Source organism: Ancylobacter sp. IITR112 (assembly GCF_041415945.1).
In the GTDB taxonomy this organism is placed as follows: Bacteria; Pseudomonadota; Alphaproteobacteria; order Rhizobiales; family Xanthobacteraceae; genus Ancylobacter.
In genome coordinates, this window is the sequence record NZ_JBGCUS010000001.1 from 638,462 (window position 1) to 663,447 (window position 24,986).

At 69.2% G+C, this 24,986-nt stretch carries 25 protein-coding genes; 11 read left to right on the forward strand and 14 right to left on the reverse strand.

Annotated elements, in window-relative coordinates:
- Window positions 1-3 precede the first annotated feature (3 nt).
- The 3 genes from AAC979_RS02855 to AAC979_RS02865 all read right to left on the reverse strand — a co-directional run bounded on the left by AAC979_RS02855 (window position 4) and on the right by AAC979_RS02865 (window position 3,135).
- Window positions 4-1,152, reverse strand: a complete 1,149-nt coding sequence (locus tag AAC979_RS02855) for an ATP-grasp domain-containing protein (protein WP_371345313.1) — start codon at window positions 1,150-1,152, stop codon at window positions 4-6.
- Window positions 1,130-2,026, reverse strand: coding sequence for an NAD(P)-dependent methylenetetrahydromethanopterin dehydrogenase (locus AAC979_RS02860; protein WP_371345314.1), 897 nt, complete (start codon window positions 2,024-2,026; stop codon window positions 1,130-1,132). Before AAC979_RS02860 ends, AAC979_RS02855 begins: the two co-directional genes overlap by 23 nt.
- Before the next feature lie 89 nt (window positions 2,027-2,115).
- Window positions 2,116-3,135 carry a beta-ribofuranosylaminobenzene 5'-phosphate synthase family protein gene (locus AAC979_RS02865; protein ID WP_371345315.1) on the reverse strand — a complete coding sequence of 340 codons (1,020 nt, stop codon included), beginning with the start codon at window positions 3,133-3,135 and terminating at the stop codon, window positions 2,116-2,118.
- Between the two features lie 156 nt (window positions 3,136-3,291).
- Between AAC979_RS02865 and AAC979_RS02870 the strand changes: the two genes are divergently transcribed.
- The 5 genes from AAC979_RS02870 to AAC979_RS02890 all read left to right on the forward strand — a co-directional run bounded on the left by AAC979_RS02870 (window position 3,292) and on the right by AAC979_RS02890 (window position 8,513).
- Complete coding sequence (locus AAC979_RS02870; protein WP_371345316.1) at window positions 3,292-3,672, forward strand: 4a-hydroxytetrahydrobiopterin dehydratase; 381 nt, start codon at window positions 3,292-3,294, stop codon at window positions 3,670-3,672.
- Between the two features lie 17 nt (window positions 3,673-3,689).
- Window positions 3,690-4,925, forward strand: coding sequence for a formylmethanofuran dehydrogenase (locus AAC979_RS02875; protein WP_371345317.1), 1,236 nt, complete (start codon window positions 3,690-3,692; stop codon window positions 4,923-4,925).
- Entirely contained in the window at window positions 4,926-6,593 is a 1,668-nt protein-coding gene (locus AAC979_RS02880) for a formylmethanofuran dehydrogenase subunit A (RefSeq protein ID WP_371345318.1), read from the forward strand.
- 193 nt (window positions 6,594-6,786) lie between these two features.
- Window positions 6,787-7,716: a formylmethanofuran--tetrahydromethanopterin N-formyltransferase gene (gene fhcD, locus AAC979_RS02885; protein ID WP_371345319.1), complete on the forward strand. Its 930-nt coding sequence runs from the start codon at window positions 6,787-6,789 to the stop codon at window positions 7,714-7,716.
- Window positions 7,713-8,513, forward strand: a complete 801-nt coding sequence (locus AAC979_RS02890) for a formylmethanofuran dehydrogenase subunit C (protein ID WP_371345320.1) — start codon at window positions 7,713-7,715, stop codon at window positions 8,511-8,513. The genes fhcD and AAC979_RS02890 overlap by 4 nt, the downstream gene beginning before the upstream one ends.
- Before the next feature lie 49 nt (window positions 8,514-8,562).
- On the opposite strand, the gene mgtE is transcribed toward AAC979_RS02890, so the two are convergent.
- The 8 genes from mgtE to AAC979_RS02930 all read right to left on the reverse strand — a co-directional run bounded on the left by mgtE (window position 8,563) and on the right by AAC979_RS02930 (window position 17,288).
- The gene (mgtE, locus tag AAC979_RS02895; protein WP_371345321.1) at window positions 8,563-9,942 is read right to left on the reverse strand and encodes a magnesium transporter; all 1,380 of its coding nucleotides are present in this window, start codon (window positions 9,940-9,942) and stop codon (window positions 8,563-8,565) included.
- A gap of 336 nt (window positions 9,943-10,278) precedes the next feature.
- On the reverse strand, window positions 10,279-11,001 hold the full coding sequence (locus tag AAC979_RS02900; RefSeq protein WP_371345322.1) for a (5-formylfuran-3-yl)methyl phosphate synthase: 723 nt from the start codon (window positions 10,999-11,001) through the stop codon (window positions 10,279-10,281).
- Window positions 10,998-11,564: a DUF447 domain-containing protein gene (locus tag AAC979_RS02905; RefSeq protein ID WP_371345323.1), complete on the reverse strand. Its 567-nt coding sequence runs from the start codon at window positions 11,562-11,564 to the stop codon at window positions 10,998-11,000. The genes AAC979_RS02900 and AAC979_RS02905 overlap by 4 nt, the downstream gene beginning before the upstream one ends.
- Window positions 11,561-13,045 carry a DUF6513 domain-containing protein gene (locus AAC979_RS02910; RefSeq protein WP_371345324.1) on the reverse strand — a complete coding sequence of 495 codons (1,485 nt, stop codon included), beginning with the start codon at window positions 13,043-13,045 and terminating at the stop codon, window positions 11,561-11,563. Before AAC979_RS02910 ends, AAC979_RS02905 begins: the two co-directional genes overlap by 4 nt.
- Window position 13,046: 1 nt before the next feature.
- Complete coding sequence (locus AAC979_RS02915; RefSeq protein ID WP_371345325.1) at window positions 13,047-13,604, reverse strand: flavoprotein; 558 nt, start codon at window positions 13,602-13,604, stop codon at window positions 13,047-13,049.
- Entirely contained in the window at window positions 13,601-14,209 is a 609-nt protein-coding gene (locus tag AAC979_RS02920; protein WP_371345326.1) for an aspartate kinase, read from the reverse strand. Before AAC979_RS02920 ends, AAC979_RS02915 begins: the two co-directional genes overlap by 4 nt.
- Before the next feature lie 280 nt (window positions 14,210-14,489).
- Window positions 14,490-15,293, reverse strand: a complete 804-nt coding sequence (locus tag AAC979_RS02925; protein ID WP_371345327.1) for a TrmH family RNA methyltransferase — start codon at window positions 15,291-15,293, stop codon at window positions 14,490-14,492.
- 180 nt (window positions 15,294-15,473) lie between these two features.
- Window positions 15,474-17,288, reverse strand: a complete 1,815-nt coding sequence (locus AAC979_RS02930; protein ID WP_371345328.1) for an ABC-F family ATP-binding cassette domain-containing protein — start codon at window positions 17,286-17,288, stop codon at window positions 15,474-15,476.
- 166 nt (window positions 17,289-17,454) lie between these two features.
- Here AAC979_RS02930 and AAC979_RS02935 point away from each other — a divergent pair, with 166 nt between their 5' ends.
- The 6 genes from AAC979_RS02935 (at window position 17,455) to AAC979_RS02960 (ending at window position 22,313) form a co-directional block, all read left to right on the forward strand.
- Entirely contained in the window at window positions 17,455-17,697 is a 243-nt protein-coding gene (locus tag AAC979_RS02935; protein WP_371345329.1) for a type II toxin-antitoxin system Phd/YefM family antitoxin, read from the forward strand.
- Window positions 17,694-18,107 carry a type II toxin-antitoxin system VapC family toxin gene (locus tag AAC979_RS02940; RefSeq protein ID WP_371345330.1) on the forward strand — a complete coding sequence of 138 codons (414 nt, stop codon included), beginning with the start codon at window positions 17,694-17,696 and terminating at the stop codon, window positions 18,105-18,107. The genes AAC979_RS02935 and AAC979_RS02940 overlap by 4 nt, the downstream gene beginning before the upstream one ends.
- A gap of 14 nt (window positions 18,108-18,121) precedes the next feature.
- Window positions 18,122-19,534, forward strand: coding sequence for an FAD-binding oxidoreductase (locus AAC979_RS02945; RefSeq protein ID WP_371345331.1), 1,413 nt, complete (start codon window positions 18,122-18,124; stop codon window positions 19,532-19,534).
- A 209-nt stretch (window positions 19,535-19,743) separates the two neighbouring features.
- On the forward strand, window positions 19,744-20,877 hold the full coding sequence (exbB, locus tag AAC979_RS02950) for a tonB-system energizer ExbB (RefSeq protein ID WP_371345332.1): 1,134 nt from the start codon (window positions 19,744-19,746) through the stop codon (window positions 20,875-20,877).
- A 6-nt stretch (window positions 20,878-20,883) separates the two neighbouring features.
- Entirely contained in the window at window positions 20,884-21,444 is a 561-nt protein-coding gene (gene exbD / locus AAC979_RS02955) for a TonB system transport protein ExbD (RefSeq protein ID WP_371345333.1), read from the forward strand.
- Window positions 21,441-22,313 (forward strand): energy transducer TonB, encoded by an 873-nt coding sequence (locus AAC979_RS02960; protein WP_371345334.1) that lies wholly within the window; start codon window positions 21,441-21,443, stop codon window positions 22,311-22,313. The genes exbD and AAC979_RS02960 overlap by 4 nt, the downstream gene beginning before the upstream one ends.
- On the opposite strand, the gene AAC979_RS02965 is transcribed toward AAC979_RS02960, so the two are convergent.
- Genes AAC979_RS02965 through AAC979_RS02975 form a run of 3 tightly spaced genes read right to left on the reverse strand, consistent with a single transcriptional unit; the run spans window position 22,300 to window position 24,984 of the window.
- Window positions 22,300-23,331, reverse strand: coding sequence for a dipeptide ABC transporter ATP-binding protein (locus tag AAC979_RS02965; protein WP_371345335.1), 1,032 nt, complete (start codon window positions 23,329-23,331; stop codon window positions 22,300-22,302). The genes AAC979_RS02960 and AAC979_RS02965 overlap by 14 nt on opposite strands.
- Complete coding sequence (locus AAC979_RS02970; protein ID WP_371345336.1) at window positions 23,328-24,320, reverse strand: ABC transporter ATP-binding protein; 993 nt, start codon at window positions 24,318-24,320, stop codon at window positions 23,328-23,330. Before AAC979_RS02970 ends, AAC979_RS02965 begins: the two co-directional genes overlap by 4 nt.
- A 49-nt stretch (window positions 24,321-24,369) precedes the next feature.
- Window positions 24,370-24,984 carry a hypothetical protein gene (locus AAC979_RS02975; RefSeq protein WP_371345337.1) on the reverse strand — a complete coding sequence of 205 codons (615 nt, stop codon included), beginning with the start codon at window positions 24,982-24,984 and terminating at the stop codon, window positions 24,370-24,372.
- Window positions 24,985-24,986 lie beyond the last annotated feature (2 nt).

Here is a 24,986-nt window from a genome sequence, read left to right on the forward strand (position 1 = left end):
GAGTTACTCCGCAACTGCGCGGCTGGCCATGCTCAGCGCGCGCGAAAGAAGATCCATGCGCCGCGCCAGAAGAGCGCGGGCGTCGGCAAGATCGCGACCGGTCGCGTGCACCGTGCAGACGGGTTCGCCCGCCGCGATGCGCGTGCCCGGGGCGGGACGGTCCGCTGCCCATGCCGGCAGCGCGTCCCGGATCTCCATGGCGGCGGGTGCGTAAAATAGGCCGGCGGCCCGGGTCGCCACTTTCGCGCCGGGGACAAGGAGCGGGAGGTCCGGCAGCTTGCCGATGCAGGCGTCGAGATGGAGGCGCAGCAGAGGCGGGAGGGGCGGCGCGTCGAAAATGTCGAGGGACGCGCCGGGGCGCGGGTTGATTTCGATGAGATGCCACGCCCCCGGGCCGATGATGAGATCGGCGCTCGCCAGCCCCTTGAGGTCGACGCTGGCGGTGAGGCGGGACAGCGCGGCGTGGATCTCCGCGACAAGGCGATGTTCCAGGGCGAACGGGCCCGCGCAGCCGCCATAGCGGAAGGGCGCGTCCTCGGCCGGTGCGCACCATTGCTCGGAAAAGGCGAGGAGTCGCGCCTCTGTGCCATTGCCGAGGAACAGCGCCGAGACGCTGCGCCCCTCCAGCCGTTCCTGCAGATACCAGCCCGGCCCGCGGGGCCGCGCGGACGGGCGGACATGGTTTCCGCCCGAGCCGCCGATGCGCTTTTCCAGCGCCGCAACGCCTTCGGGGGGCGGGCCGGCAAAGACACCCGGGTGGGGGATGCCCAGCGCGGCAAGCCTCTTCGCGAAGCTGAACGGCTCCTTGAGCGCGGCGAGGGTTTCCGCCCCGCTGCCAGCGAGCCGGAAGCGTGCCGCCAGACGGGCGACGAGGTCGGGCGCGTCCTCGAAGCCGGTGCCGAGCACGAGCGGCGTGTGCGGTTCGGCATGGTGGGAGAGCGCGGCCAACAGGTCGTCCGGGTCGAGCGCGAGGCCATCCCGGCGGCGCAGCCGGACGCTGCGCGCGGCGAGGGCGCGCGTGTCCTCGTCCGCGAACAGGTCGAGGACGAAGGCGCTGAGGCCGGCGCGACGGGCGCTCGCCGCCAGCCCGCGCGCGGCGATGCCGACAAGGACGACATCGAACCCGCCCTCAGGCCGTGAGCGATCGCGCAAGCAGGAAGGCATCTTCAAACCCGATCGTCATCGCGGCCGGGGCGACGCGCATACGCTGGAGCAGTTCGTGCTGCACGCGGTATTTGAGATGACCGATGGTGAGCGCGCCGATGCCGAGTGCGCCATGGGCGAGCGGCGTGCCATTGGCGTGAGCGTCGATGCCGGCGATGCCCGAGGGCGGCACGGCGTTGACATCGGCGGCGACCTTGAGATGCGGCGCGCCAGCCAGCACATCGGCGGAGAGGATTTCCACGCCGGCGCGGCCGCAGGCCAGCACCACCTCGGCCTCCGCCACCAACGCGCGCTTGTCGTCCTCGCTCTTGCCGGTGGCGCTAGCGAGGTCGACGCCGAAGCGCTGCTTGAAATCGCGCGCCTTGGCTTCCACCGCCTCGATTTCGCGGTGGCTGACCAGCGTCACCTCGGCGCCGGCCTGGGCGGCGATGACGCCGGCGATGCCGCCGACAACACCGGTGGCGCCATAGACCTGCACCTTCACGCCCTTGAGGCCTTCCGGCCGCGCCGGGCGCAGCTTCAGCTCCACCTCGGCCACCATGGCGGCGGCGGTGGTGAAGGAGCCGGCGGGGTCAACGAAGACGGAAATCTCGAAGGGCGGAAAGAGCACGCTCTTCGCCTTGTTCGCCATGTCGAGCGCCAGGCCCGCATCCTTGCCGCCGATGAACAGGCCGGTGCGCGGGGCGGCGTCGGGATGGCGCGAGAACATCATGTCCTGCGTGAGGTCGCCGACCTCGTCCAGCGTGACGCCGGAATAGGGGAGGATGGTCGTGTAGCCGGCATCGACCGCCATGTTCACATCGAACGGGCTGACATGGCGAAGCGGCGAGATGATGTGGAGGATGGGGGCGATATCCGCCATGGCGTGCGTTCCCTAGGTCAGAATCGGGCCTTGCGGCCTCTCATGCGGAAAATGAAGGGAGCGACGCGGGCGTGACGCCAAAACCGTCGCTAGCACTGCTCGACGCAGGCAAGCCATTCGATCCGCGCACCGGCATTGCTGCCGCGCGCACAGTCGAAAGCCAGAGCGGGCCGGTCGCCGAAGCGGACACGGGCCTCGCTGAGAAGCTGGTCGGCCTCCTCGGGGCTGCCGATAATGGCGAAACCCGTGGGACCCCAGGAACTCTGGCCGAGGCCGCGCAGACCGCGCGCCTCCAGCCACTCCATCACCTCGGCGACGGATGAACTTGTATAGCGGCCACCCTGGGCGCTCGCATAGTGGTCTCCGAGCAGTCGCTGCATTTCCCCGACCGCGGCGGCGAAGTAATCCACATCGCCTTCCGCCAGCGCCGGCAGCGCCACCATCACCGCCAGCCGCGCCATGTGCCCGGCCAGCGTGTCGGCGAAGGGCGGCAGCCCTTCCATCGCCTGCACTTCCTCGGGTCCGCTAAGTCCCTGATGGCCGTGGTCATATACCAGCAGGATGCGCCAGTTCTCGGGGAAGGGCAGGCGCGAGAGAATGGGCGGCGGGGCGTCGGAGCCCCGCTTCTTGCCGCCGTCGAGGATCACCCCGCCCTCGGTGAAGGCGCCGATGCCGATGGCCGAGCGCGCGCCGCGACCCAAAGCCGCGCCGACCTCGCGCGGGGAAAGCTCCAACCCGTTGATGAGGCAGAGGCCGGTCGCGACCGCGAGGCCGAGCTGGGTGCCGGAGCCGAGGCCGGAATGGGGCGGCAGCGCCGCTTCCACCGTCACTTCCACCCGCGTGTCGAGGCCGAAACGGGCGGCCGCTTTCTCAACGGCGACAAGGGCTCGCCCGGCATCCGGTCCGCTGGCGGAGAGCTTTTCGGCGCGGCGCAGGCGCACGACGGTCGAGGGGCGGTCCAGTGTGATGCCGAGGCTGCCGAAGCGGCGGCCGAGCGTGCCGGCGAGATCGAGGAATCCCAAATGCAAACGCCCCGGCGCGGTGATGCGCACCGTCGCCCGGTCCTGGGGCTCGCTCGCCGAGCGCAATTGGCGTGTCGTGGTGTTCACCAGCGTTTCCTCGCCCGCCATCGTAAGGCGCGGATGGTGTCGGCGACAAGCCGGGTGATGATTTCGGGGTTTGCCGGATGCCGCGCTTGCGTGCTACCGAATCGGTAAACGACGCCCGCATCAGAACGGGCAGACGCCGCCAGGAGGACGCCAGGGATGGCGCATGATCCCAAAAAAACCTTCACCGACAAGGAGGTGGAGGAACGCCTTGCTGCCTCTCTGCCGCAGTGGAAGCTGCAGGACGGCTGGATTCGACGCACCTACCGCACCTCTTCGTGGAAGGGCACGCTGATGGTGATCAACGCTGTCGGCCATCTGGCGGAGGCAGCCTGGCACCATCCTGACATCACGGCGTCCTATGCCTGGGTGGAGGTGCGGCTGATGTCGCACGACGCCAAGGGCATCACCGAGCGCGATTTTCAACTGGCGAAGAAGATCGAGGATGTCGTCGGCTGGCAGCCGGGGACCGAGGCCGACAGCGCGCTGGAAGGCACGCCGCGCGGCGACCTGCGTTTCGCCTACATCAAATACGATTGATTGATCAGGTAGTTGGCATGGCCGAGGTTCAGACGATCGAGAATGTGGCCTGCGGCTTCTGCGGGCTCGGCTGCGACGACCTGACCGTCGAGGTCGAGGGCCGTCAGGTCCGCGCCAAGGCGCCCGTCTGCCCGGAAGCGGCGCGGCTGCTGCGCCGTCTGGATACCGCCGATCCGGTGGCGCGTGTGGCCGGTGAGACCGCCAGTGAGACCGAAGCGACCGAAGCGGCCCGCCAGATTCTCGCCAACGCCCGCGCGCCGCTGATCGGCGGGCTCGGCGTCGACATGGCCGGCGCCGGGGCGGCGGTCGATCTCGCCATTCGCTTCGGCGGGGTGCTGGACCATTACGCCTCCGAGGGCCTGTTCCGAAACTACGCCGCCGCCCAGCGCACCGGCTGGCTCTCCACCACTCTGGCGGAGGTGCGCAACCGCTGCGACCTGCTGCTCGTCGTCGGTGACGACCCCAGCGCGACCTGGGGCCGGCTGTTCGAGCGCTTCTTTCCCGCGACGCCGCTCTTCGCCGGCGCCAACCGCCGCGTGGTCTTCCTCGGCGCCGCGCCGGGGGAGAAGGCGCGCGGGCAGCTTGCCGGCGCGCAGGTCGTCCACCACGCCAGCGACGACCCGGTGGCGGCGCTGGAAGCGCTCGGCACGCTGGTCGCCGGCCGCCGCCCACCGGGGGAGAGCTTCGGCGGCATTGGCGCCGACACGCTCGCCGCGCTGGCGGAGGAATTGCGCAACGCCCATTACGCTGTCGTGACCTGGAACGCGGCGGAACGTGAAGATGGCGACCTCGTCGCCACGCGCGCCACCGCGCTGGTCGACCGGCTGAACGTCACCACACGGGCCGGCGTGTTCCCGCTCGGCGGGCGCGACAACATCATCGGCGTGAACCAGCTTCTTCTGTGGCGGCTCGGCTATCCCCTGCGCACCGCCGTGCGCGGGCAGGCGAGCACGCATGACGGCACGCTGTTCGCCACCGAGGCGGCGCTCGCCGATGCCGATGTGCTGGTGTGGATTTCCGCCTTCCGGCCGGAGCCGCCGCCGGCCTTTGCGGGCAAGATCATCGCTCTTGCCCATCCCGAGACAATATTCGACAAAGAACCGGATGTTCTGATCCCCGTGGGCACTCCCGGCGTCGACCACGCCGGCACCGTGTTCCGCATGGATTCCATCGTAAGCCTGCCGCTCGGCGCCTTGCGCGTCGCGACGCTTCCCAGCGTCGCCGAGGCTGTGCGTCGCATAGCGGAGGGGTAAATGAGACTGCGGCTGAAGGGCGGGCGTGTGCTCGACCCGGCCAATGGCGAAAACGGTGTCGCCAGCGGCGCCGTGCGCGATATCGAGATCGAGGACGGGCGCATCGTCGCCGCCACCGATCTCAAGGCCGATGCGGAATACGAGCTTGGCGGCGCCGTCGTCATGGCCGGCGGCATCGACCTGCACAGCCATATCGCCGGCGGCAAGATGAACCTCGCCCGCCTGCTGATGCAGGAGGACCGGCGGGCCTTCCCGGAGATGCCCGGCAATTTCTGCGGCTGCGGCGGCGGCCGGGCGGTGCCCACCGCCCATGCCACCGGCTGCCGCTACGCCGAACTTGGCTACACCACCGTGTTCGAGCCGGCGATGGTCGGCGCCAATGCGCGCGGCGCGCATCTGGAAATGGCCGACATCCCCAATCTCGACACCGGCGCCTATCTGGTGCTGGGCAATGACGATTATTTCCAGCGCCTGCTCGCCGCCGGGGCGGCGCAGGAGCAGGTGAACGCCTATGTCGGCTGGATGATCGAGGCGACGCAGGCCTTCGCCATCAAGATCGTCAATCCCGGCGGCATCAACGCCTTCAAGTTCAATGCCCGCAAGATGGACCTCGACGAGGCCAACCCGCATTACGGGGTGACGCCGCGCAAGGTGCTGACCACGCTGATCCGGGCGGTGACGGAACTCGGCATCCCGCACCCGATCCATCTGCATGGCTGCAATCTCGGCGTGCCCGGCAATGACGACACGACGCTCGCCACCATGCTCGCCACCGAGGGGCGGCGGCTGCACCTCACCCATCTGCAGTTCCATTCTTACGGCACGGAAGGCGACAAGCGCTTCTCCTCCTCGGCGGCGCGCATCGCGGAAATGGTCAACGCCAACCCGAACATCTCCGTCGATGTCGGGCAGGTGATGTTCGGCCAGACCATTACGGCTTCCGCCGACTACATGTCGCAATACCGCAATCGCGGCCTTGCCAGCCCGAAGAAATCCATCGGCATGGATATCGAGCTGGACGCGGCCTGCGGCGTGGTGCCGTTCGAATACAAGGACAAGTCCTTCGTCAACGCGCTGCAATGGGCGATCGGGCTGGAACTGTTCCTGCTGGTGGAAGACCCTTGGCGGATCTTCCTCACCACCGATCACCCCAATGGCGGGCCGTTCACCACCTATCCCCACCTCATCCGCCTGCTGATGGACCGCGATTTCCGCAACGCCCAGCTCGCCACGCTGAACAAGGCGGCGCAGGCGCACACGCTGCTGGGGCAGATCACCCGCGAATACACGCTGGAGGAGATCGCCATCCTCACCCGCGCGGCGCCGGCCCGCATTCTGGGGCTGACCGACAAAGGCCATCTCGGGCCCGGTGCGGTGGCGGACATTGCCGTTCACACCGAGGACGCCGACCGCGAGGCGATGTTCTCCACCACCCGCATGGTGTTCAAGAACGGCCGGCTGATCGTGAAGGACGGCGTGGTGGTGGAACTGGCGCAGGGCACCACCCATGTCGCGCGTCCCGACTTCGACCGCTCGGTGGAAAAGGACATGCAGCGCTGGTTCGACGAGGCGGTGGGGCTGAAGGCCCAGCATTTCCGCATCAGCGACGGTGAACTGCGCAATGGCGCCGGCCCGACCATCCTGAAATGCGAAGGGGGTGCGTCGTGAGACCGATCGACGGACTTCTCACCTCTCCCCGTGGGGGAGAGGTCGGCGCGCAGCGCCGGGAGAGGGGGCACGCGCTCCGCACTTCCGGGCGTCCCGGCCCCTCACCCCACCCCTCTCCCCGTCGGGGAGAGGGAGCAGGGCAGAAAGATCGCCGCAGGCGTCCAAACCTGTCGACATTGCAGGAGGGCGCCCGATGATCCTCAATGGCGTCGAAATCCGCGACAGCTTCGCGGAAGCCTTTCCGATGGTGGGCACGCGGCTCATCATCACCGCCGACACGCCGGAATGGGCGCTGATCGCCGGGCGCACCACCACGGGCTTCGCCACCTCCGTCATCGGCTGCGGCTGCGAGGCGGGAATCGAGCGAACGCTCGGCCCCGAGGAGACGCCGGATGGGCGGCCGGGCGTTTCCCTGCTCATCTTCGCGATGGATTTCGGCTCGCTGAAGAAGGTGGTGCCGCTGCGGCTCGGCCAGTGCGTGCTGACCTGCCCGACCACGGCCTGCTATGCCGGCATCGAGGGTGGCAAGCGCGTGCCGCTGGCGAAGACCATCCGCTATTTCGCCGACGGGCACCAGATTTCCAAGAAGATCGGCGGCAGCAAAGGCGAGGGGATGCGCTTCTGGCGCCTGCCGGTCATGGAAGGCGAGTTCGTCTGCGACGAGGATACCGGCTCGGTCGACGGTGTCGGCGGCGGCAATTTCCTCATCCTCGCCCGCTCGCGCGGCGAGGCGCTCAAAGCCGCCGAGGCGGCGGTGGCGGCCATGATGCAGGTGCCGGGCATCATCCTGCCCTTCCCCGGCGGGGTGGTGCGCTCGGGCTCCAAGGTCGGGTCGAAATATAAGGGCCTGTTCGCCTCCACCAACGACGCCTATTGCCCGACACTGCGCGGCACCGTGCCGAGCCAGTTGCCCGACACGGTCGGCTCGGTGCTGGAGATCGTCATTGACGGGGTGAGCTTCGAAGCCGTGGCGGAAGCGACCAAGGTGGGCATCACCGCCGTCTGCGCGCTGGGCGCGGAAGGTGGCGTGGTGGCGATCGACGCCGGCAATTATGGCGGCAATCTCGGGCCGTTCCATTTCAAGCTGCGCGAGATCATGCAGGGCGCGGGAGAGACGGCATGAGCGGGGTGTCTCTCAAGCCGCGCGCGCCCTTCGAGGCGCGGGTCGACCTGTCCGGCCTCACCCCCGAGGTGACGGGTCCGCTCACCCTGCGCGAACTGGAACACAAGGAGGTGCCCTGCGGCGGGCGCCGGGTGAAGCTGGCGGAGCTGTTCTTTGTCGAGGGCGCGCCCGACGGCGTGCTGCTGATCGAGATCGGCGATGTCAGGCTCGACGGCGTCGGCGCCGGCATGACCACGGGCGAACTGATCGTCGACGGCACGGTCGGGGCCTTTGCCGGCCGGTGCATGAGCGGCGGCGTGCTGCGCATTGGCGGCGAGGCCGGGGATTTTCTCGGCAGCGAAATGTCCGGCGGGCGGATCGAACTCGCCGGCCATGCCGGCTCCCATGCCGGGGCGGCGGGCTCGGGTTCGCGGCGCGGGCTGTCGGGCGGGGTGCTGGTGATCGGCGGCGATGCAGGCCCGCGCGCGGCCGAGCGCCAGCGCGGCGGGCTGATCACCATCGCCGGCAATGCCGGGGAGGGGCTGGCGACCGACATGATCGCCGGCACGGTGAGCGTCGGCGGCGCCATCGGCCCGCTGATGGGGCGCGGCATGAAGCGCGGCACGATCTTCGTCGACGCCGTGCCGGAACTGCCGGCCGGTTTCGTCGACACCGGCGCGCATGAACTCGTGGCGCTACGGCTGCTGGCGCGGCGTGTGCCGGAACTCGCGGCACGGCTGCAGGGCTGGACGAAGGCCCGCCGGATCGTCGGCGACACGCTGATCGGCGGGCAGGGCGAGGTGCTGGCGCGGGGGTAGTCCTCGCGCCTCATGGCCGGGCATGGCCCGGCCATGAAAGCGGGGGCGGCTAGAGCAGCGTGCCCTTGAGGATCACCATCGCCACGCTGAAATAGATCACCAGGCCGGTCACGTCGACGAAGGTGGCCACGAAAGGCGCCGAGGCGCTGGCGGGGTCGAAGCCGAGCCGGCGCAGCACAAAGGGCAGCATCGAGCCGATCAGCGAGCCGAAGGTGACAATGGCGACCAGCGCCGCGCCTACCGTCAGAGCCACCAGCACCCAGTGCTCGCCGTAATCATAGAAGCCGGCGAGCTGCCAGACGGTGATGCGGGTGACGCCGAGCAGCGCGAGAATGCCGCCGAGCGCGAGGCCGGAGGGCAGTTCGCGCAGGGCGACGCGCCACCAGTCCTTCACCTTGATCTCGCCCAGCGCCAGCGCGCGGATGATGAGCGAGGTGGCCTGCGAGCCGGAATTGCCGCCCGAGCTCATGATCAGCGGAATGAACAGCGTGAGCACGATGGCGCGTTCCAGCTCGTCCTCGAAATGCTGCATCGCGTTGGCGGTGAGCATTTCGCCGAGGAACAGGATGGAGAGCCAGCCGCCGCGCTTCTTCAGCATGTGGAAGAAGCCGATATCCATATAGGGCTCGTCCAGCGCTTCCATGCCGCCGAATTTCTGCGCGTCCTCGGTGCCTTCCTCGATGATGGCGTCGATCATGTCGTCGACGGTGACGATGCCGAGCACATGCTCGTTCGGGTCGACCACCGGCACCGCCAGCAGGTCATATTTCGAGATCAGCCGCGCCACGTCCTCGCGGTCCATCAGCGGATCGGCGGTGATGGGGTCGTGCCTGGGCGCGACGGAGAGGATCGGCGCCTCCGGCTCGCCGGTGATGAGCCGGCGCAGCGTCACCGCCTTCAGCAATTTCTGGGTGGCGGGGTCGAGCACATAGATGGCGTAGATGGTCTCGCGCGTGCGCTCGATCTCGCGGATATGCCGCAGCGTCTCGCCCACGGTCCAGGTGGCGGGAACGGTGACGAATTCGGTGGTCATCAGCCCGCCGGCACTGTGCTCCGGCCAGGCCAGCAGCTTGTTCAGCTCGGCCTGCGTCTCCTGCGGCAGATGGGCGAAGAGGTGCGAGCGCCCGGGCTCGTCCATCCAGCGGAACAGGTCCGCCGCACGGTCGGCCGACATCTCGGTGATGAGGCGCACCGCCTCCTCGACCGGCAGGGCTTCGATCAGGTCGCTGGTGAGATCGACATCGGGGCCGTCGAGAATTTCGACCTGCTGCTCGCGCGGCAGGCTGGCGAGCAGGGCGGAGGCGGCCTTCGGCTCCTGCTCGTCGAGAAGTTCGGCGATATCGGCGGGGTGTTCCTCGGCGAGTTCCGCGGCCAGGGCTGCGGCATCCACGACGGCATCGTCGCGGCGGTCTTCCGTCCGTTCGTCCATTTCGGCTCTCTTTCCGCTGTCCGGCCCTTGGCGGGCGGCGCGGGGAGCCGAAACCGGGTCAGGCCCGATGCCGGATCACAGCGCCGGCCGCGGCCGGCCGGACAATCGACTGGTACTGTCGCTGGGCATGGTTAGGGGATTCCGATTGCGCCGCGGTGACACGCGGCGGGCGGGGAAATGAACCTGCGCGATGGTAAAGTCAAGCCGGGAGCGCCTTCGCTGAGCCGTCATCCCGGACGGTCCGTCGGGACCGATCCGGGATCGCTTGCAGAAAGGCGATTGGCGGACGATCCCGGCTCTCCGCTTCGCTTCGGCCGGGATGACGGCGCGGGGCCCCTAAGGCTCGCTCGGCGCGCGCAGGCGGGCATGGACCTGGCCGAGGCGCAGCGGGCTGAGGCTGCCGGTGCGGCCGCCCTCGCACAGCGCGCCGCGAAAGCCGAGATAATCGGCGCCGACGCCCACCAGCGCCGGAATATCCTCCAGCCGCAGCGAGCCGGCGAGCCCGGTCATCAGCCCGTGCCGGCGCGCCTCGGCGACGAACTGGCCCAGCGTGAGCGGGTCGAGATGGCCTGTCAGCGGGCCGGCTTTCTTGTCGGCGGTGTCGATCATCACCCCGGCGAAGCCGGCGCGCCCCAGCGCGGCGAGTACCGCGAAATCCGGCGCCTCGTCGGCGAACAGCACGCCGATCAGCCGCACCCGGCTGGCGAGCGGGGCCAGCGCTTCGATGCACTCTTCCGCATGCGGGGAGACGAACAGGCCCACCTTGACCAAGGGCACACCGGTGCCGGCGACCCGCTCGGCGGCGGCGCGGATGAGGCCGGGCACCATCGGCTGGTCGCCTATGGTCGCGCTGAGCGCGGGCCGGCCGGCCTCGCCCAATTGCTCGCCCCAGGCGGTCCACAGCATGACGGCGGCGGTGAGTGCCTGCGTGCTCCAGGCCCCCAGCGCGCCGAAGGCCGGCTGTTTGAGATCGACGATATCGGCGCCGCCGGCCCGCGCCAGCTCCATTTCGTGCAGATCGGTGACGCTGGCCAGCAGGCCGGGCGCTGCCGGCCTCACGAGGCGCGCCGGCGGCGGTGCTCCGCCACGGCCTCCAGCATCCAGCCCCAGGCTTCCCGCTCCTCCGGCCCGGCGGTCTTTTCCACCGCGATGGCGAGATAGGCCATTTCCTGATCGACCTTCTCGTCGGGCAGCATGCCGAGCCGGCTGACCAATACGGCGGCTTCCAGCACCGCCGCCTTGGCGCGGTTCATGCCGTCGAAACGGGTGTGGCCCTCGGAATGATAGGTCTTGCAGAAGAATTTCGGCCGCTGCGGGTCATCCTCGGCCCGCTCCACCGTCACCTCGTCATGCGAGAGCGCATCGGCGAGGCGCGGGCAGTCGATATAGGTCGCCTTCTTCACATCCACATTCAGCCGGCGACCGACGACGCAACTGGCGAAGATGCGCACATCATCGGTGAAGTTGACCACGGCGATGCGGGTGCTGGCGAGATTGTCCAGCGTGCGCGAGGGGCGGAAGGGCTGAAGCAGATAGCCGCCCTCGATCACCGTCGCGCCCATAGGGGCGATGTGCGGCTCGCCATTGAGCGAGCGGGTGGTGACGATGGCTTCACGGATCACGGCGTTTCTCTGGCTTTCGGCGCGGCACTGGCTTTGGCGTCAGCTTTGGTGCTGGCTTTGGCCTGCAAGGTCGTGCCGGCCTCCTTGAATGTCAAACGATGCGCCGCCTCGGGGCTGCCGGCGATCTCGCCCGCCGCGCCCCATTTCAGCCCCTCATCCTGCGCGTAGCGCTTGCCGAGCTTATAGGCGATTTCCGCCCGCGCGGTCTCGACGCCGAGATAGAAGGCATGGGCGCCATCGGCCTCCACGCCGAGATGTGGAAACAGCGCGAAGGGCTCGGCCGCCACATGGTGGCCCTCGCGATTGTAGATGTGGATGCCGGCCTCGGTGACATCAATGCGGAAATTGCGGTCGCGCACCTCGCCCGCGAGCCGGGCGATCTCCTCGGGCGAGGCGGCATAGGGCTTGCGGTCGCGAAGCGCCATCAGCCCGCCGCCAAAGCCTTGCGGCAGCGCGCCGGCCTGGCGGGCGGCGTAATATTCCCGCCGTGCCCGGTCGAATTCGCGCACCGCCGTGCGGCAATGCGGGCTGACCTGCACCGCCAGCACGGCCTGGATATGCAGTTCCGAAATCATGCCCATGAGGATGGCGTTGATGCCGGTCGTGTCGGCATCCGTCAGCTCGGTGACATTGCCGATGCCCATGAGGATGGGAATGTCGGGGTAGCGCCGGCGCAGCTCGGCATAGCGCACCACGGAGGCGGTGTACCCGTAATGGATGGGGTCGAGGATCGGGTCGGCATAGAAGCGCTGGCCGGAGGCGAGGCAGGCATCCACCGCGCGACAGAGCGAAGAGAGATCGCCCTGCGTCGCCGGCACGAGAATGGGAATGGCCGGGCCTTCCCTGGCCACATCGAGCGTATTCTCGTTCAGGCTGAGCAGATAATCGGCGCCGGCGCTTGTGGCGCGGGTGAGTTCGTTGAGGTCGAAGGAATCGACGCTCACCTTCAGCCCCTGTTCGTGCAGGGCGGCGATGGCTTCTTCCAGATGCGGGAAGGGCGTGTCCGGCAGGCAGCCGAGGTCGATGACATCGGCGCCTTCGCCCTTGAGGAACAAAGCGCGGGCAATGAGCGCTTCGGTGTCGAGCACGGTGGCGTCGACGATCTCGGCGAAGATGGTGACATCGTGCTGCGAGAGGTCCGCCGCCCGGCGCTTCTGGCCGAAATAATCCGGCAGGTCGGCCATCTCGTCCGGGCCGCGGGCGAAGGGCACGCCGAAGAAGCGCTCCAAGCGGTCGAGATCGCCGCGGAAGCGGCCGGGCATCAGCACCCGGTCGGTGCCCTCGGGCAATTTCAGCCGGCGCTCGACAATCTCCGCCGTCATCAGCGCCGCGACCTTGACCCCGACATTGACGACGACCGGATGCAGCGTCGCGTCGGTGATGTCACCGGCGATCTTCGTCAGGCGCGGTTCGGCCAGCGAGCCGGTGACGAGGGCGACCTTTTCCGGCCGGCCGGGCGGGGCTGCGGGCTCGTCCGCCATGTCAGGCGCCGGCCTGTGCCGCGAGATGAAGGCGCCGCGCGGCGATGGCGGCGTCGAGATCGCCGATCGATTCCACCACGACGGTGTCGTCGAATTCCTTCAGCTTGGCGGTGTTCTCCAGGTCGATGCGGCGGGGATAGACCGGCACCGGCCCCTTCGGCGCCATGGTGATCATTTCCGGCGCGGTGTCGCAGGCGAAGACGATCGCGTGGACGCGGCACTTGCCGGCCTGGGCGAAGCAATTGGTCACCAGCGTGTCGGAAATGCCGAACACCGCCTTCGCCACCGTGTTGGAGGAGGCGGGGGAGACGATAAGCGTGTGGTACAGCCCCTCATAGAAACGCCCGACCGGGGCGGAACTGGCGGTCGTCTCCCTGAAGATGCGGGTGTCCTTGGGCAAATCCTGCTTGTACATGCGCAGCACCTCGTCCGCCGCCTTGGAGACGAACAGGTCCACCGCGTCGAGCGCTTTGATCAGGGCGATGGATTCGGTGAAGTAATGGCCGGAGCCGGTGAGTGCCCAGGCCCAGCGCGGATAAAGTCCCTTGGTCGCGCTCATGCGGCGATGTCCTTCTGGGCGGAGGCGGCGAGCAGTGCCGCCGGCAGGGTCACGTCGACCGGGCAGCCGAGGCGGGCGGCGAAGGCGGGAAACAGCGGATCGACCAGCCCCGCCGCCGCCCAGTGGTCCGGCGTGCCGCCGGCGGGAGCGGGAGCAGATTTCACCAGCGTCAGGCGCGTGGCACCGATGGCGTGGGCAAGCCAGGCGGCGAGGCTGTCGGAGGTCAGCTCCCAGCTTTCCGGCAGGTCGCGGGCGGCGAGCGCCATCGCGGCGGGCAGCCACAGCGCGGCGCGGCCTTGCGCGTGCGCCTGAGCGATCTCCTCCGGCGTGGCGGCGAGGGCGAGGCCGGGCGCGAGATCGGCGAAGGCGTGGGCGGTCTGTTCCATGGCGAGGATCGCCATGCGGTGGCAGGCGGCGTCAGACAGGCCGAGCCGCGGCTGCAGCCCCCGCACGGCATCGGCCAGCGGGCCGCCGCCGGCGACGAGAACGAGTGGCGCGCCGCGCCGGGCGAGCGTGGCCAGCAGCGGCGCCAAGTCAGGGGCGCCGACGAGGCTGCCGCCGAGCTTGACGATGGCAGGGCGGGGAGGGGTGAGGTGGTCCGGCATCGTTCAGCTTCCGTTCGGGCCGTCGGGCCGGCCGCGTCGCTCAGGCTCCCCAGCCTAAGCGGTTCCGCCTTCCGTCCAAAGAGCACGCCGCGCACCTGCCGCCATACCAGCAAAAGCGCTGCGGCCAAAGCGGGCGGGGACAAGAAAAAAGGCCCGAGGACATGCCTCGGGCCTTTGGAAGTTGACGATCAATCAGACGGCTGGCCGCCTGTAGAAGTGCAATTGAGGATGCGCCTCGGGGGGCGGATTGTCGAGCCTTGATTCGCCCCTCACGCGCGCTTTACCGGATGCGGGCCAGTGCATGTAGCGCGATACCGCTTGTCGTCGCGACATTGAGGGAATCGAAGCCGGCGCTCATCGCGATGCGCACCGTGCGGGTGCGCGCGAGGATGGAATCGGGCAGGCCGGGCCCTTCCGCGCCGAGCAGCAGGGCGGTGCGCCGGGCCGGCCGCACCTCGTCCAGCGTGACCGCGCCGGCGGGGCTGAGCGCCAGCAATTCGAAGCCGGCGGCGGCGAGATGGTCGAGAATCGCCTCGGCCGTGCCCTCGCGGGCGAAGGGCACGATCAGGCTGCCGCCGACCGAGACGCGGATCGCCTTGCGGTAGAGCGGATCGCAGGAGGCGAAGTCGAACAGCGCCGCATCGGCGCCGAAGGCGGCGGCGTTGCGCATGATGCCACCGACATTGTCGTGATTGGTGATGCCGAGCGGCACCACCACCAGCGACTCCTCCGGCAGGGCGGCGATGCGCTCGGCCATGGGGGGTAGCTCGCCGCGCAGCCCGACGCCGAGCAGCCCGCGATGAATGTGAAAGCCGGTGATGCCGTCAAGGATGGCCTGGCTGGCGGTGTAGACCGGCAGGTCCTGCGGTGCCTGTGCCAGCAGCGGGCTGAGCGCCTCCACCCGGCTTTCCGCCAGCAGCAGCGATTCCAGCGCGAATCGGTTGCGCGGGGACAGCGCGACATCCAGCACCGTGCGCCCCTCGACGATGAAGCGCCCGCCGCGCCCCACCAGATCCCGCTCCTTGATGACGCGATAGGCGTCGATGCGCGGATCGTCGGGGGAGGTGAGGGGGATGAGCATCATGATGGCACTCTCATCTCTCCCTCATCCCCGGGCTTGACCCGGGGACCCAGGTTTCCATTGGCTCACGGCATCAAGGCTGGGTCCCCGGGTCAAGCCCGGGGATGAGGACGGTTCAAGATCGGATGATGGAGCCGCGCCGCGTCTCGAAGCACGCAGGCTTCAGGCCCCACGCAGAGGGGTTCACCCCTCCAGCTCTTCGCGCCGCATTTCCAGCTCCAGCCATTCTTCCTCGGCCTTGGCGAGTTCAGCCTGGGCCTTGGTGAGTTCGGCGGTGGCCTTCTGGAAGCCGGCGGGGTCGCGGGTGTAGAAATTCGGCGTGTGCAGCGTGTTGTTGAGCCGGGCGATGTCCGATTCGAGCTGCGCCATGCGCTTGGGCAATTGTTCCAGCGCGTGCTTTTCCTTGAAGGAGAGCTTGCGCTTGGCGCCGGAGGCCGCCGGCGCGGCGCCCGCCTTGGCAGGGGCGGCTTTCGCGCTGGCCGCCGCGGCCGCCGCCTTGGCCTTCACCCCATGGCCGCGCTGGGCCACCATGTCGGAATAGCCGCCGGCATAGACTTCCCAATGGCCGTCGCCCTCATAGGCGATGGTGGCGGTGACGGTGCGGTCGAGGAAGTCGCGGTCATGGCTCACCAGCAGCACCGTGCCGGCATAATCGTCGATCATCTCTTCCAGCAGGTCGAGCGTCTCCAGATCGAGATCGTTGGTCGGCTCGTCCAGTACCATGAGGTTGGAAGCCTGCGCCAGCGCGCAGGCCAGCAGCAGCCGCCCGCGCTCGCCGCCCGAGAGCTTGGAGACGGAGGTGCCCGCCTGTTCCGGCGTGAACAGGAAGTCCTTCATATAGCCGATGACATGGCGCGGATTGCCGCCGACGAACACCTGATCGCCCCGCCCGTCGGTGAGCGTGTCGCGCACCGAGCGGTTGGGGTCGAGCGCGGCGCGGCGCTGGTCCAGCGTCGCCATCTCGATATTGGTGCCCATCTTGGCCTTGCCGCTGTCCGGGGCGAGTTCGCCGGTCAGCATCTTCAACAGCGTGGTCTTGCCGGCGCCATTGGGCCCGACAATGCCGATGCGGTCGCCGCGCTGGATGCGGATGGAGAGATCGCGCACGATGACGCGATCGCCATAGGCCTTGGAGATGTGCTCGGCCTCCATCACCAGCTTGCCGGAGACTTCCGCCTCGGTCGCGGTGACGGAAATGGTGCCGACGGCGCCGCGATGTTCGCGATACTGGGCGCGCAGGGCGGCGAGTTCGCCGACGCGGCGGACGTTGCGCTTGCGCCGTGCGGTGACGCCGTAGCGCATCCAGTGCTCTTCCGCGACGATCTTGCGGGCGAGCTTCTGCTGGTCGCGCTCTTCCTCTTCCAGCACCTGGTCGCGCCATTCCTCGAAGAAGCCGAAGCCGCGCTCCATGCGCCGCGTGCGGCCCCGGTCGAGCCAGACGGTGGCGCGGGTGAGGTCCTGCAGGAAGCGCCGGTCATGGCTGATCAGCACGAGGGCGGAGCGCAGCGAGGCGATTTCCGCTTCCAGCCATTCGATGGCCGGCAAATCGAGATGGTTGGTCGGCTCGTCGAGCAGCAGGATGTCCGGCTCCGGCGCCAGCACGCGGGCAAGCGCGGCGCGGCGGGCCTCGCCGCCGGAGAGATTGGCCGGGTGCTCCGTGCCGGTGAGGCCGAGTTCGCCGAGCAGATATTGCGCGCGATATTCCGCATCGCCGGGCCCCATGCCGGCCTCGACATAAGCGAGCGTGGTCTCGAAGCCGGAGAGGTCGGGCTCCTGCGGCAGGTAGCGCACCGTCGCGCCGGGCTGCACGAAGCGCGCGCCGCTATCGGCCGCGACGAGGCCGGCGGCGATTTTCAGCAGGGTGGACTTGCCCGAGCCGTTGCGGCCGACAAGGCCGACGCGCTCGCCGGCGGAAACGGAAAGCTCCGCCCCCTCCAGCAGCGGCGTGCCGCCGAAGGTGAGCTTGGTGTCTTGAAGCAGAAGGAGAGGAGGCGCCATGGCGCGGGGATAGGGGGAAAGCCGCGCGGGGGCAAGGGGTGGGGAAGAGGCGGGGCAACAATGGAGCCATGTCCGCGATGAGCGTTGCACCGGGCGGGCGCGGGCGCCTTGCCATTACGGGGCAATGATGTACATAAATCATGTACATGTTTCAGGAGGCAGGCTCATGAGCGCACGGATTGTCTCGGCTGCGCAGTTCAAGGCCGAATGCCTGCGCCTGATTGATGAGATGAACGAGACCGGCGAGCCGGTGACCATTACCCGCCGGGGCAAGCCGGTGGCGGTGCTGAGCCCGGTCCCGGCCTCGCCGGCGCGGTCACTGATCGGTGCTTCCCGCGGGGTCGTCACCCGCTATGACGAGCCGTTCGCGCCGGTGTCGGAAGCGACCGACTGGGCCGCCACTTCGTGATCCTGCTCGACACGCATGTGCTGATCTGGGCGCTGGACGATGACGCCCGCCTCGGCGGGCAGGCGCGCGCCGCTATTGATGAAGCGGGCGAGGCTGGCGGCGTGTTCATCTCCGCCATCACGCCGTGGGAAATCGCCATGCTGGTGCAGAAGGGGCGGCTGGCGCTGGCCGACGATGTGGGCGCCTGGCTGGAAACGGTTCTGGCCCTGCCGGCGCTGCGCCTCGCCGCGCTGGAGCCAGCCATCGCCGTCGACAGCGTGCGCCTTCCCGGCACGCTGCACGCCGATCCCGCCGACCGGCTGATCATCGCCACCGCGCGGCATCTGGGTTTTCCACTGCTGACCGCCGACCGTGCCATTCTCGATTATGGTAACGCCGGCCACGTCCGTGTCATCGACGCTTCCCGCTAGCTTCAGGGTTCTTCATGTCCTCCCTCTCCCCCCTGCTCGCCACGCTCGCCCAGCGCCTCGGCGCCGCGCATGTGCTCACCGACGCCGCCGACATGGCGCCGTATCTGCACGAGGAGCGCGGGCTCTATAAGGGCGAGGCGCCGGCGGTGCTGCGGCCCGGCTCCACCGAGGAGGTGGCGTTCGTGGTCGACGCCTGCGCGCGGGCGGGCGTGCCGCTGGTACCGCAGGGCGGCAATACCGGGCTGGTGGGTGGGCAGATGCCATTCGGCCAGATGCTGCTCTCCCTCTCCCGGCTCGACCGCATCCGCGCGGTGGACCCCGTCGACATGACGATGACGGTGGAAGCGGGCTGCATTCTCGACAAGGTGCACGCGGCGGCGGAGGAGGTGGGCTGCCTGTTCCCGCTGCACATCGCCTCGCAGGGCTCCTGCCGCATCGGCGGCAATCTCTCCTCCAATGCCGGCGGCACCGCCGTGCTGCGCTATGGCAATGCGCGCGAACTGGCGCTGGGGCTGGAAGTGGTGCTTGCCGACGGGCGGGTGTGGAACGGGCTGAAGCGGCTGCGCAAGAACAATGCGGGCTATGATCTCAAGCAGCTTTTCCTCGGCAGCGAGGGCACGCTCGGCATCATCACCGCCGCCGTGCTGAAGCTGTTCCCGCAGCCGGCGCAGCGCGCCACCGCTTTCCTCGCCGTGCCGGACCCGGCCGCCGCGCTCGCTCTGCTCAAGCGGCTGCGCGGCGAGGCGGGCGACGCGCTCACCACCTTCGAGCTGATGGCCGCCTTTGGGGTGGAAACGGTGCTGAAGCACATGCAGGGCACGGTGCGCCCGCTGCGCGAGAGCTATGACTGGTATGTGCTGGCCGAGCTTTCCTCGCCCACCCGCGCCTTCGACCTTCCCGCGCTGATGGAGGAGGGCCTCGGCGCCGCCATGGAGGCGGGCGAGGTGCTGGACGCCGCCATCGCCACCAGCGAGGCGCAGGCGGCGAATATGTGGCGGCTGCGCGAGGACATGTCGGAAGCGCAGAAGCATGAGGGCGGCTCGATCAAGCACGATGTCTCGGTGCCGGTCTCGCGCGTGCCGGAATTTCTGGAGCGGGCGCTGCCGGCCTGCGTGGCGGCGCTGCCGGGGCTGCGCCCGTGCCCCTTCGGCCATGTCGGCGACGGCAATATCCATTTCAACCTCAGCCAGCCCGTGGGCATGGACAAGGCCGCCTTCCTCGCGCTCTGGGAGCGGTTCAACAGGATCGTGCACGACATCGTCGACGACATGGACGGCTCCATCGCCGCCGAACACGGCATCGGCCTGTTGAAGCGGGAGGAACTGGCGCACTACGCCGACCCCGTCGCGCTCGACCTGATGCGCCGCCTCAAGGGCGCGCTCGACCCCGCTGGCATGCTCAACCCCGGCAAGGTGATCGGTGCCTAGGTGACGCACTCTCTTAGTCTAGAATAATGTTAGATTGTACAATCCTGTCCTATTCGCAGTTTTGAAAGATTCCACATTTGTAGTTGTGAAGGATTTGCTGTTGTCGAGCTAGTCGTCGCGGGTTTATGGAAGCCGGAACTGAGAGCCCCGGTCATTAGGTCCGCCCGCTGGCGGAGTGCCGGGGAAGGCCGGAACTTCGGGAAGCCGCGATGCCGACGACACCCAAGACACCCGCCCCGCGCGCCGCCCTCACGCTGTTGACGGCGCTGGCGCTGCTGTTCACCGCCCCCATGGGGGCGTGGGCGCAGGAACAGGCGCCCGCGCTCACGGCGCCGGCGGCCCCGGCTGCCGCTGCCCCGGCCCCCGCTTCCTCCCGGCCCACGCCCACCACCCCCGTTGCCGCACCGGAAACCGGCGCGCCGGCGGCCGACCCGCTGGTGCCGCCGATCTCCGGCACGCCGGCGCTGGCGCCGGCCGGAGAGGCCCTGCCGGCGCAGGCGCCGATGGGCGAGGCCGCACCGGGGCAGGCTCCGCAGGGCGAGGGTGCCGCTTCTTCCGCGGCCAGCGGCGAGGTGCCGGCTGACCCCGCCACGGGCGCCCTGCCGCTGGCGCCGGATGAGGACCCGACCGTCGCCGCCCAACTCCCGCATGACCTCTCCCCCTGGGGCATGTTCATGGCGGCGGACTGGGTGGTGAAGGCTGTCATGATCGGCCTTGCCTTCGCCTCGGTGGTGACGTGGACGGTGTGGCTGGCCAAGTCGCTGGAACTGATGTTCGCCAAGGGCCGGCTGCGGCGGGCGCTGAAGGGCTATCTCGCCAGCGCCACGCTGGAAGAGGCGCGCCGCGTCACCCCGCGCGGTCCGGCGGGGGCGATGCTGGCGACCACCGATCTCGAACTGAAGCGCTCCGGCCCGCTGCCGGCCGACGGCATCAAGGAGCGCGTGTCGATCTCGCTCACCCGCATCGAGGTGGCGGCCGGGCGGGCGATCACACGCGGCACCGGCCTGCTCGCCACCATCGGCGCCACCGCCCCGTTCGTCGGCCTGTTCGGCACGGTGTGGGGCATCATGAACTCGTTCATCGGCATCTCGAAGGCGCAGACCACCAATCTCGCCGTGGTGGCGCCGGGCATCGCCGAGGCGCTGCTCGCCACCGCCATCGGTCTCGTCGCCGCCATTCCGGCGGTCGTGATCTACAATCATTTCTCGCGCCAGGTGTCGGGCTATCGCCTGCTGATGGGCGACGCCTCGGCCGAGGTGCTGCGGCTGCTCTCGCGCGATCTCGACCGGCGCGATGCCGCCCGCGCCGCGCCGCCGCGCGTGCGGGCCGCGGCGGCGGAGTGATCCGCGATGGGCGCCAAGCTGCAGAGCACCGAAACCGACGACCTGCCGGAGAACCACGAGATCAACGTCACGCCGTTCATCGACGTGATTCTCGTGCTGCTGATCATCTTCATGGTGGCGGCGCCGCTTTCCACCGTCGATGTGGCGGTGGACCTGCCGGCCTCGAACGCCACCGTGCAGCCGCGCCCGGACAAGCCGGTCTATCTCACCGTCAAGAGCGACCTCGTGCTTGCCATCGGCAATGACGACGTGGCGCGCGAGACGCTGGGGGCGACGCTGGACCGCACGACGGAAAACAAGCGCGACACCCGCATCTTCCTGCGCGCCGACAAGAGCGTCGACTATGGCGCGCTGATGGAGGTGATGAACCTCTTGCGCAGCGCCGGCTATCTCAAGATCGCGCTGGTCGGCATCGAGATGACCGGCCAGCCAGCCACCCCGCCGGCGCCCGCGGGCGCCCCGGCGGCCTCCGGCGCGGCGTCGGCTGCCCCTGACGCGACACCCGCCGCGCCTGTGCCCGCCGCGGCTGTGACGGCCGCGCCCGCTGCCGGGGCGCCGGCGCCATGAGCCTGCTGCTGCTCCGGGGAGGCGGTGGTCACCGCCTGCGCGAGGCGGGCGTGTGGATCGCCTGCGGCGCCGTGGTGCTGGCCGTGCATGGCGGGGCGCTCGGCTACATGCTGACCGAGCCGCCACCGGTCATGATCGAGGAACCTGCGGCGATCATGATCGAACTGGCGGAAATGCCGGTGGCGCCGGCTTCCGAGCCGATGGAACTGCCGCCTGGCCCGCAAATGGTCGAGGCGCAGGAGAAGGTCGAGGAGGAGGTGCCTCCGGACCCGCTGGCCGAGGAGGTGGAGGACACGCCGCCGCCCGAGCCGCTGCCGCCGGAAGAACCGATACCGGAAGTCGCGGAAAGCCCGGCCGAGGAGATCGAGGTGCCGCTGCCGCCTCCGCCGCCGCTCGCCCAGGAAATTCCTCCGCCGGAGGAAAAGCCCGAGCCGCCGAAGGAGCAGCCCAAGCCGAAGCCCAAGCCGAAAAAGAAGGACAAGAGCGACCTGCCCCCGGCGCCGCGCACCTCGGCCGCGCCGTCGATTGAGGCGCAGAATGCCGACCGCGTCGCCGCCCCGACGGCGGGCGCGGCGACCTCGAACAGCCGGGCCCAGGCCAATTGGCGCTCGCGGCTGATGGCGCATCTCAACCGCCACAAGCGCTACCCCGCCGGCGAGAACGGCACCGGCAAGGCCAAGGTGGCGTTTTCGATCAACCGGGCCGGGCAGGTGCTCTCGGCGCGGCTGGCGGGCTCGTCGGGCAATCCGCGCTTCGACGAGGAGGCGGTGGCCATGGTGCGCCGCGCCTCCCCCGTGCCGCCGCCCCCGGCGGATGTGGGGGGCGGCACCATCTCCTTCACCGTGCCGGTGGTGTTCAGCCTGAGGTGAGCGGAGCGCTGGACGGAACGGCGTCGCCGCCGGTGACCCAGCACGCGACGCGCTGGGCGCCCCTCATGGCCAGCGGCGGCATCTCCACCCGGCAGCGCTCCACCACCAAGGGGCAGCGCGGGTTGAACGGGCAGCCGCGCGGCGGGTTGAAGGGCGAGGGCAGTTCACCCTGCAGCACGATGCGCTCCTTCTTCGCTTCCGGGTCGGCGACTGGCGTGGCCGAGAGCAGGGCGCGCGTATAGGGGTGCAGCGCCGCGTCGAAAATGGCGTCGCGCGGCCCGTGCTCGACGGCGCGGCCGAGATACATCACCAGCACCTCGTCCGCCATGTGCCGGACCACGCCGAGATCGTGGGACACGAAGACATAGGCGACGCCGAGCTGTTCCTGCAGCTCGACCAAGAGGTTCAGCACCTGCGCCCGCACCGACACGTCGAGCGCGGAAACCGGCTCGTCCAGCACCAGGATTTTCGGCCGCAGCACCAGCGCGCGGGCGATGGCGATACGCTGGCGCTGGCCGCCGGAGAACATGTGGGGATAGCGGCCGTGATGTTCGGGCCGCAGGCCGACGCGGGTCATCATATCCAGCGCCCGCGTGCGGCGCTCGGCGGCTGAAAGCGACGTGTTGACCAGCAGCGGCTCCTCGATCGCCTTGCCGATGGTCTGTCGCGGATTGAGCGAGCCGAACGGGTTCTGGAACACCATCTGCACCTCGCCGCGATAGCGGCGCAGCGTGCGGGCATCGGCCTCCGCGACATCGACATCGTCGAGCCGCAGCGAGCCCGCGCCCGGCCGCTCGATCAGGGTGAGCATGCGGGCCAGTGTCGACTTGCCGGAGCCGGATTCGCCCACCACCGCCAGGGTCGAGCGCGGGGCGAGGCGGAAGCTGATGCCGGCCACCGCCTTCACCGTGGCGGATTTCGCGAACAGGCCGCGCGAGACCTCATAGCTCTGGGCGAGGTCGACGGCTTCCATCACCGCCTCAGTGGGCGGGGCGGGCGGGGCAAGGGGGGCGTTCATGCCGCGAACTCCCGGCGCTGGGGCACGCCCGCGATCAGCGGGGTGTGGCAGAGGGCGAGGCCGAGTTCCGCCCCCGCGCGCGGCGGCGGCACGGTGCGGCAGGTCTCGGTGGCAAAGCGGCAGCGCGGCGAGAACAGGCAGCCGGTGGGCCGGTCCGCCAGCCCCGGCACGATGCCGGGAATGGAGGGCAGCAGCCGGCCCTGTGCGCGCTCCGGCAGTGCGGCCAATAGCGCGGCGGTGTAGGGGTGGTGCGGGTCGCGGAACAGGCCGCGCGTGTCCTGCATCTCCACCTGCTGGCCGGCATAATGCACGCAGACGCGTTGCGCCGTTTCCGCCACCACGCCCATGTCATGGGTGATGAGCACGAGGCCGACGCCGCTCTCCTGCTGCAGCTTCAGCAGCAGATCGAGAATCTGCGCCTGGATGGTGACATCGAGCGCGGTGGTCGGCTCGTCGGCGATGATGAGCTTCGGCCGGCAGGCGAGTGCCATGGCGATCATCACCCGCTGGCTCATGCCGCCGGAAAGCTGGTGGGGAAAGGCTTTCAGCCGCCGCTCCGGCTCGGGAATGCCGACGAGTTCCAGGAGTTCCACCGCACGCGCCTTGCGCTGGGCGCGGGAGAGATCGAGATGCGCGGCCATGGCTTCGCGGATCTGGAAGCCGACGGTGAAGCACGGGTTGAGGCTCGACATCGGCTCCTGAAAGATCATGGCGAGGTCGCGCCCGATGATCTTGCGCCGCTCGCGGGCGGAAAGAGCGAGCAGGTCGCGCCCGTCGAACATCATCCGGTCGGCGGTGACGGTGGCGATCCAGGGCAGTAGGCCCATCACCGCCAGCATCGCCACCGACTTGCCGGAACCGGATTCGCCGACAATGGCGACGAGTTCGCCCGGCGCGACATCGAGATCGACCCCGTCCACCGCGCGGAACGGCCCGCGCCCCGTGGCGAAGGTGACGGAGAGATTGCGGATGGAGAGCAGGGGTGTCATTGGACTTGGGCCCCTTCGTGCTTATATTGTTGGCGCATGAGGAACCCGATCATGGCTTCACATCCCCGCCCGATCCCGGTGCCGCCCCCGACCCCGATTTCGGGACCGACCGGCCCCCGGCCGAGCTACTGAAGACGCCGCGCGCAAGCGTGGCATCAAGGGCGTCCATCGCCGCGTCGGCGAGTACGCCGGCATATTTGCCCATAGCGATGTAGTCGGCGTGCATAGCAGCCTTGCGGGACCACTCCAGCGTCGCGAAGCGGTCGCCACGGAGATCTTCCGCGAACTGGGCGAGCGCCTGAACCTGCCGATAATACACGACGACAGGGTCGATCACTTCGGTCGGCAGGATCGGAATATCCTTCACGACGGCCTCGAACACGAAGCTGCCGACCTCGCGTGGAACGAACGGGGTGAAGTCGTCGCGCCGGCTGTCGGGGCCGTGCTCCACCTCGTCGAAACGGGTCGCCTCGTCGAACAGCCGAAGCCGGTGACGATGGCTGCGGATTTCGGCGCGGAGTGCCGTCTGCACGTCTCGTATCCTTTCCTGGCGGCGGGCCGCTTCCATGTTCTGGTCATGGCGGTGGTTGAGCCACCAGCCGATGACGGTCACCAGCGAGGATATGATGGCCGCGACGATGGCCGGGCCAATCCACGCATTCATCC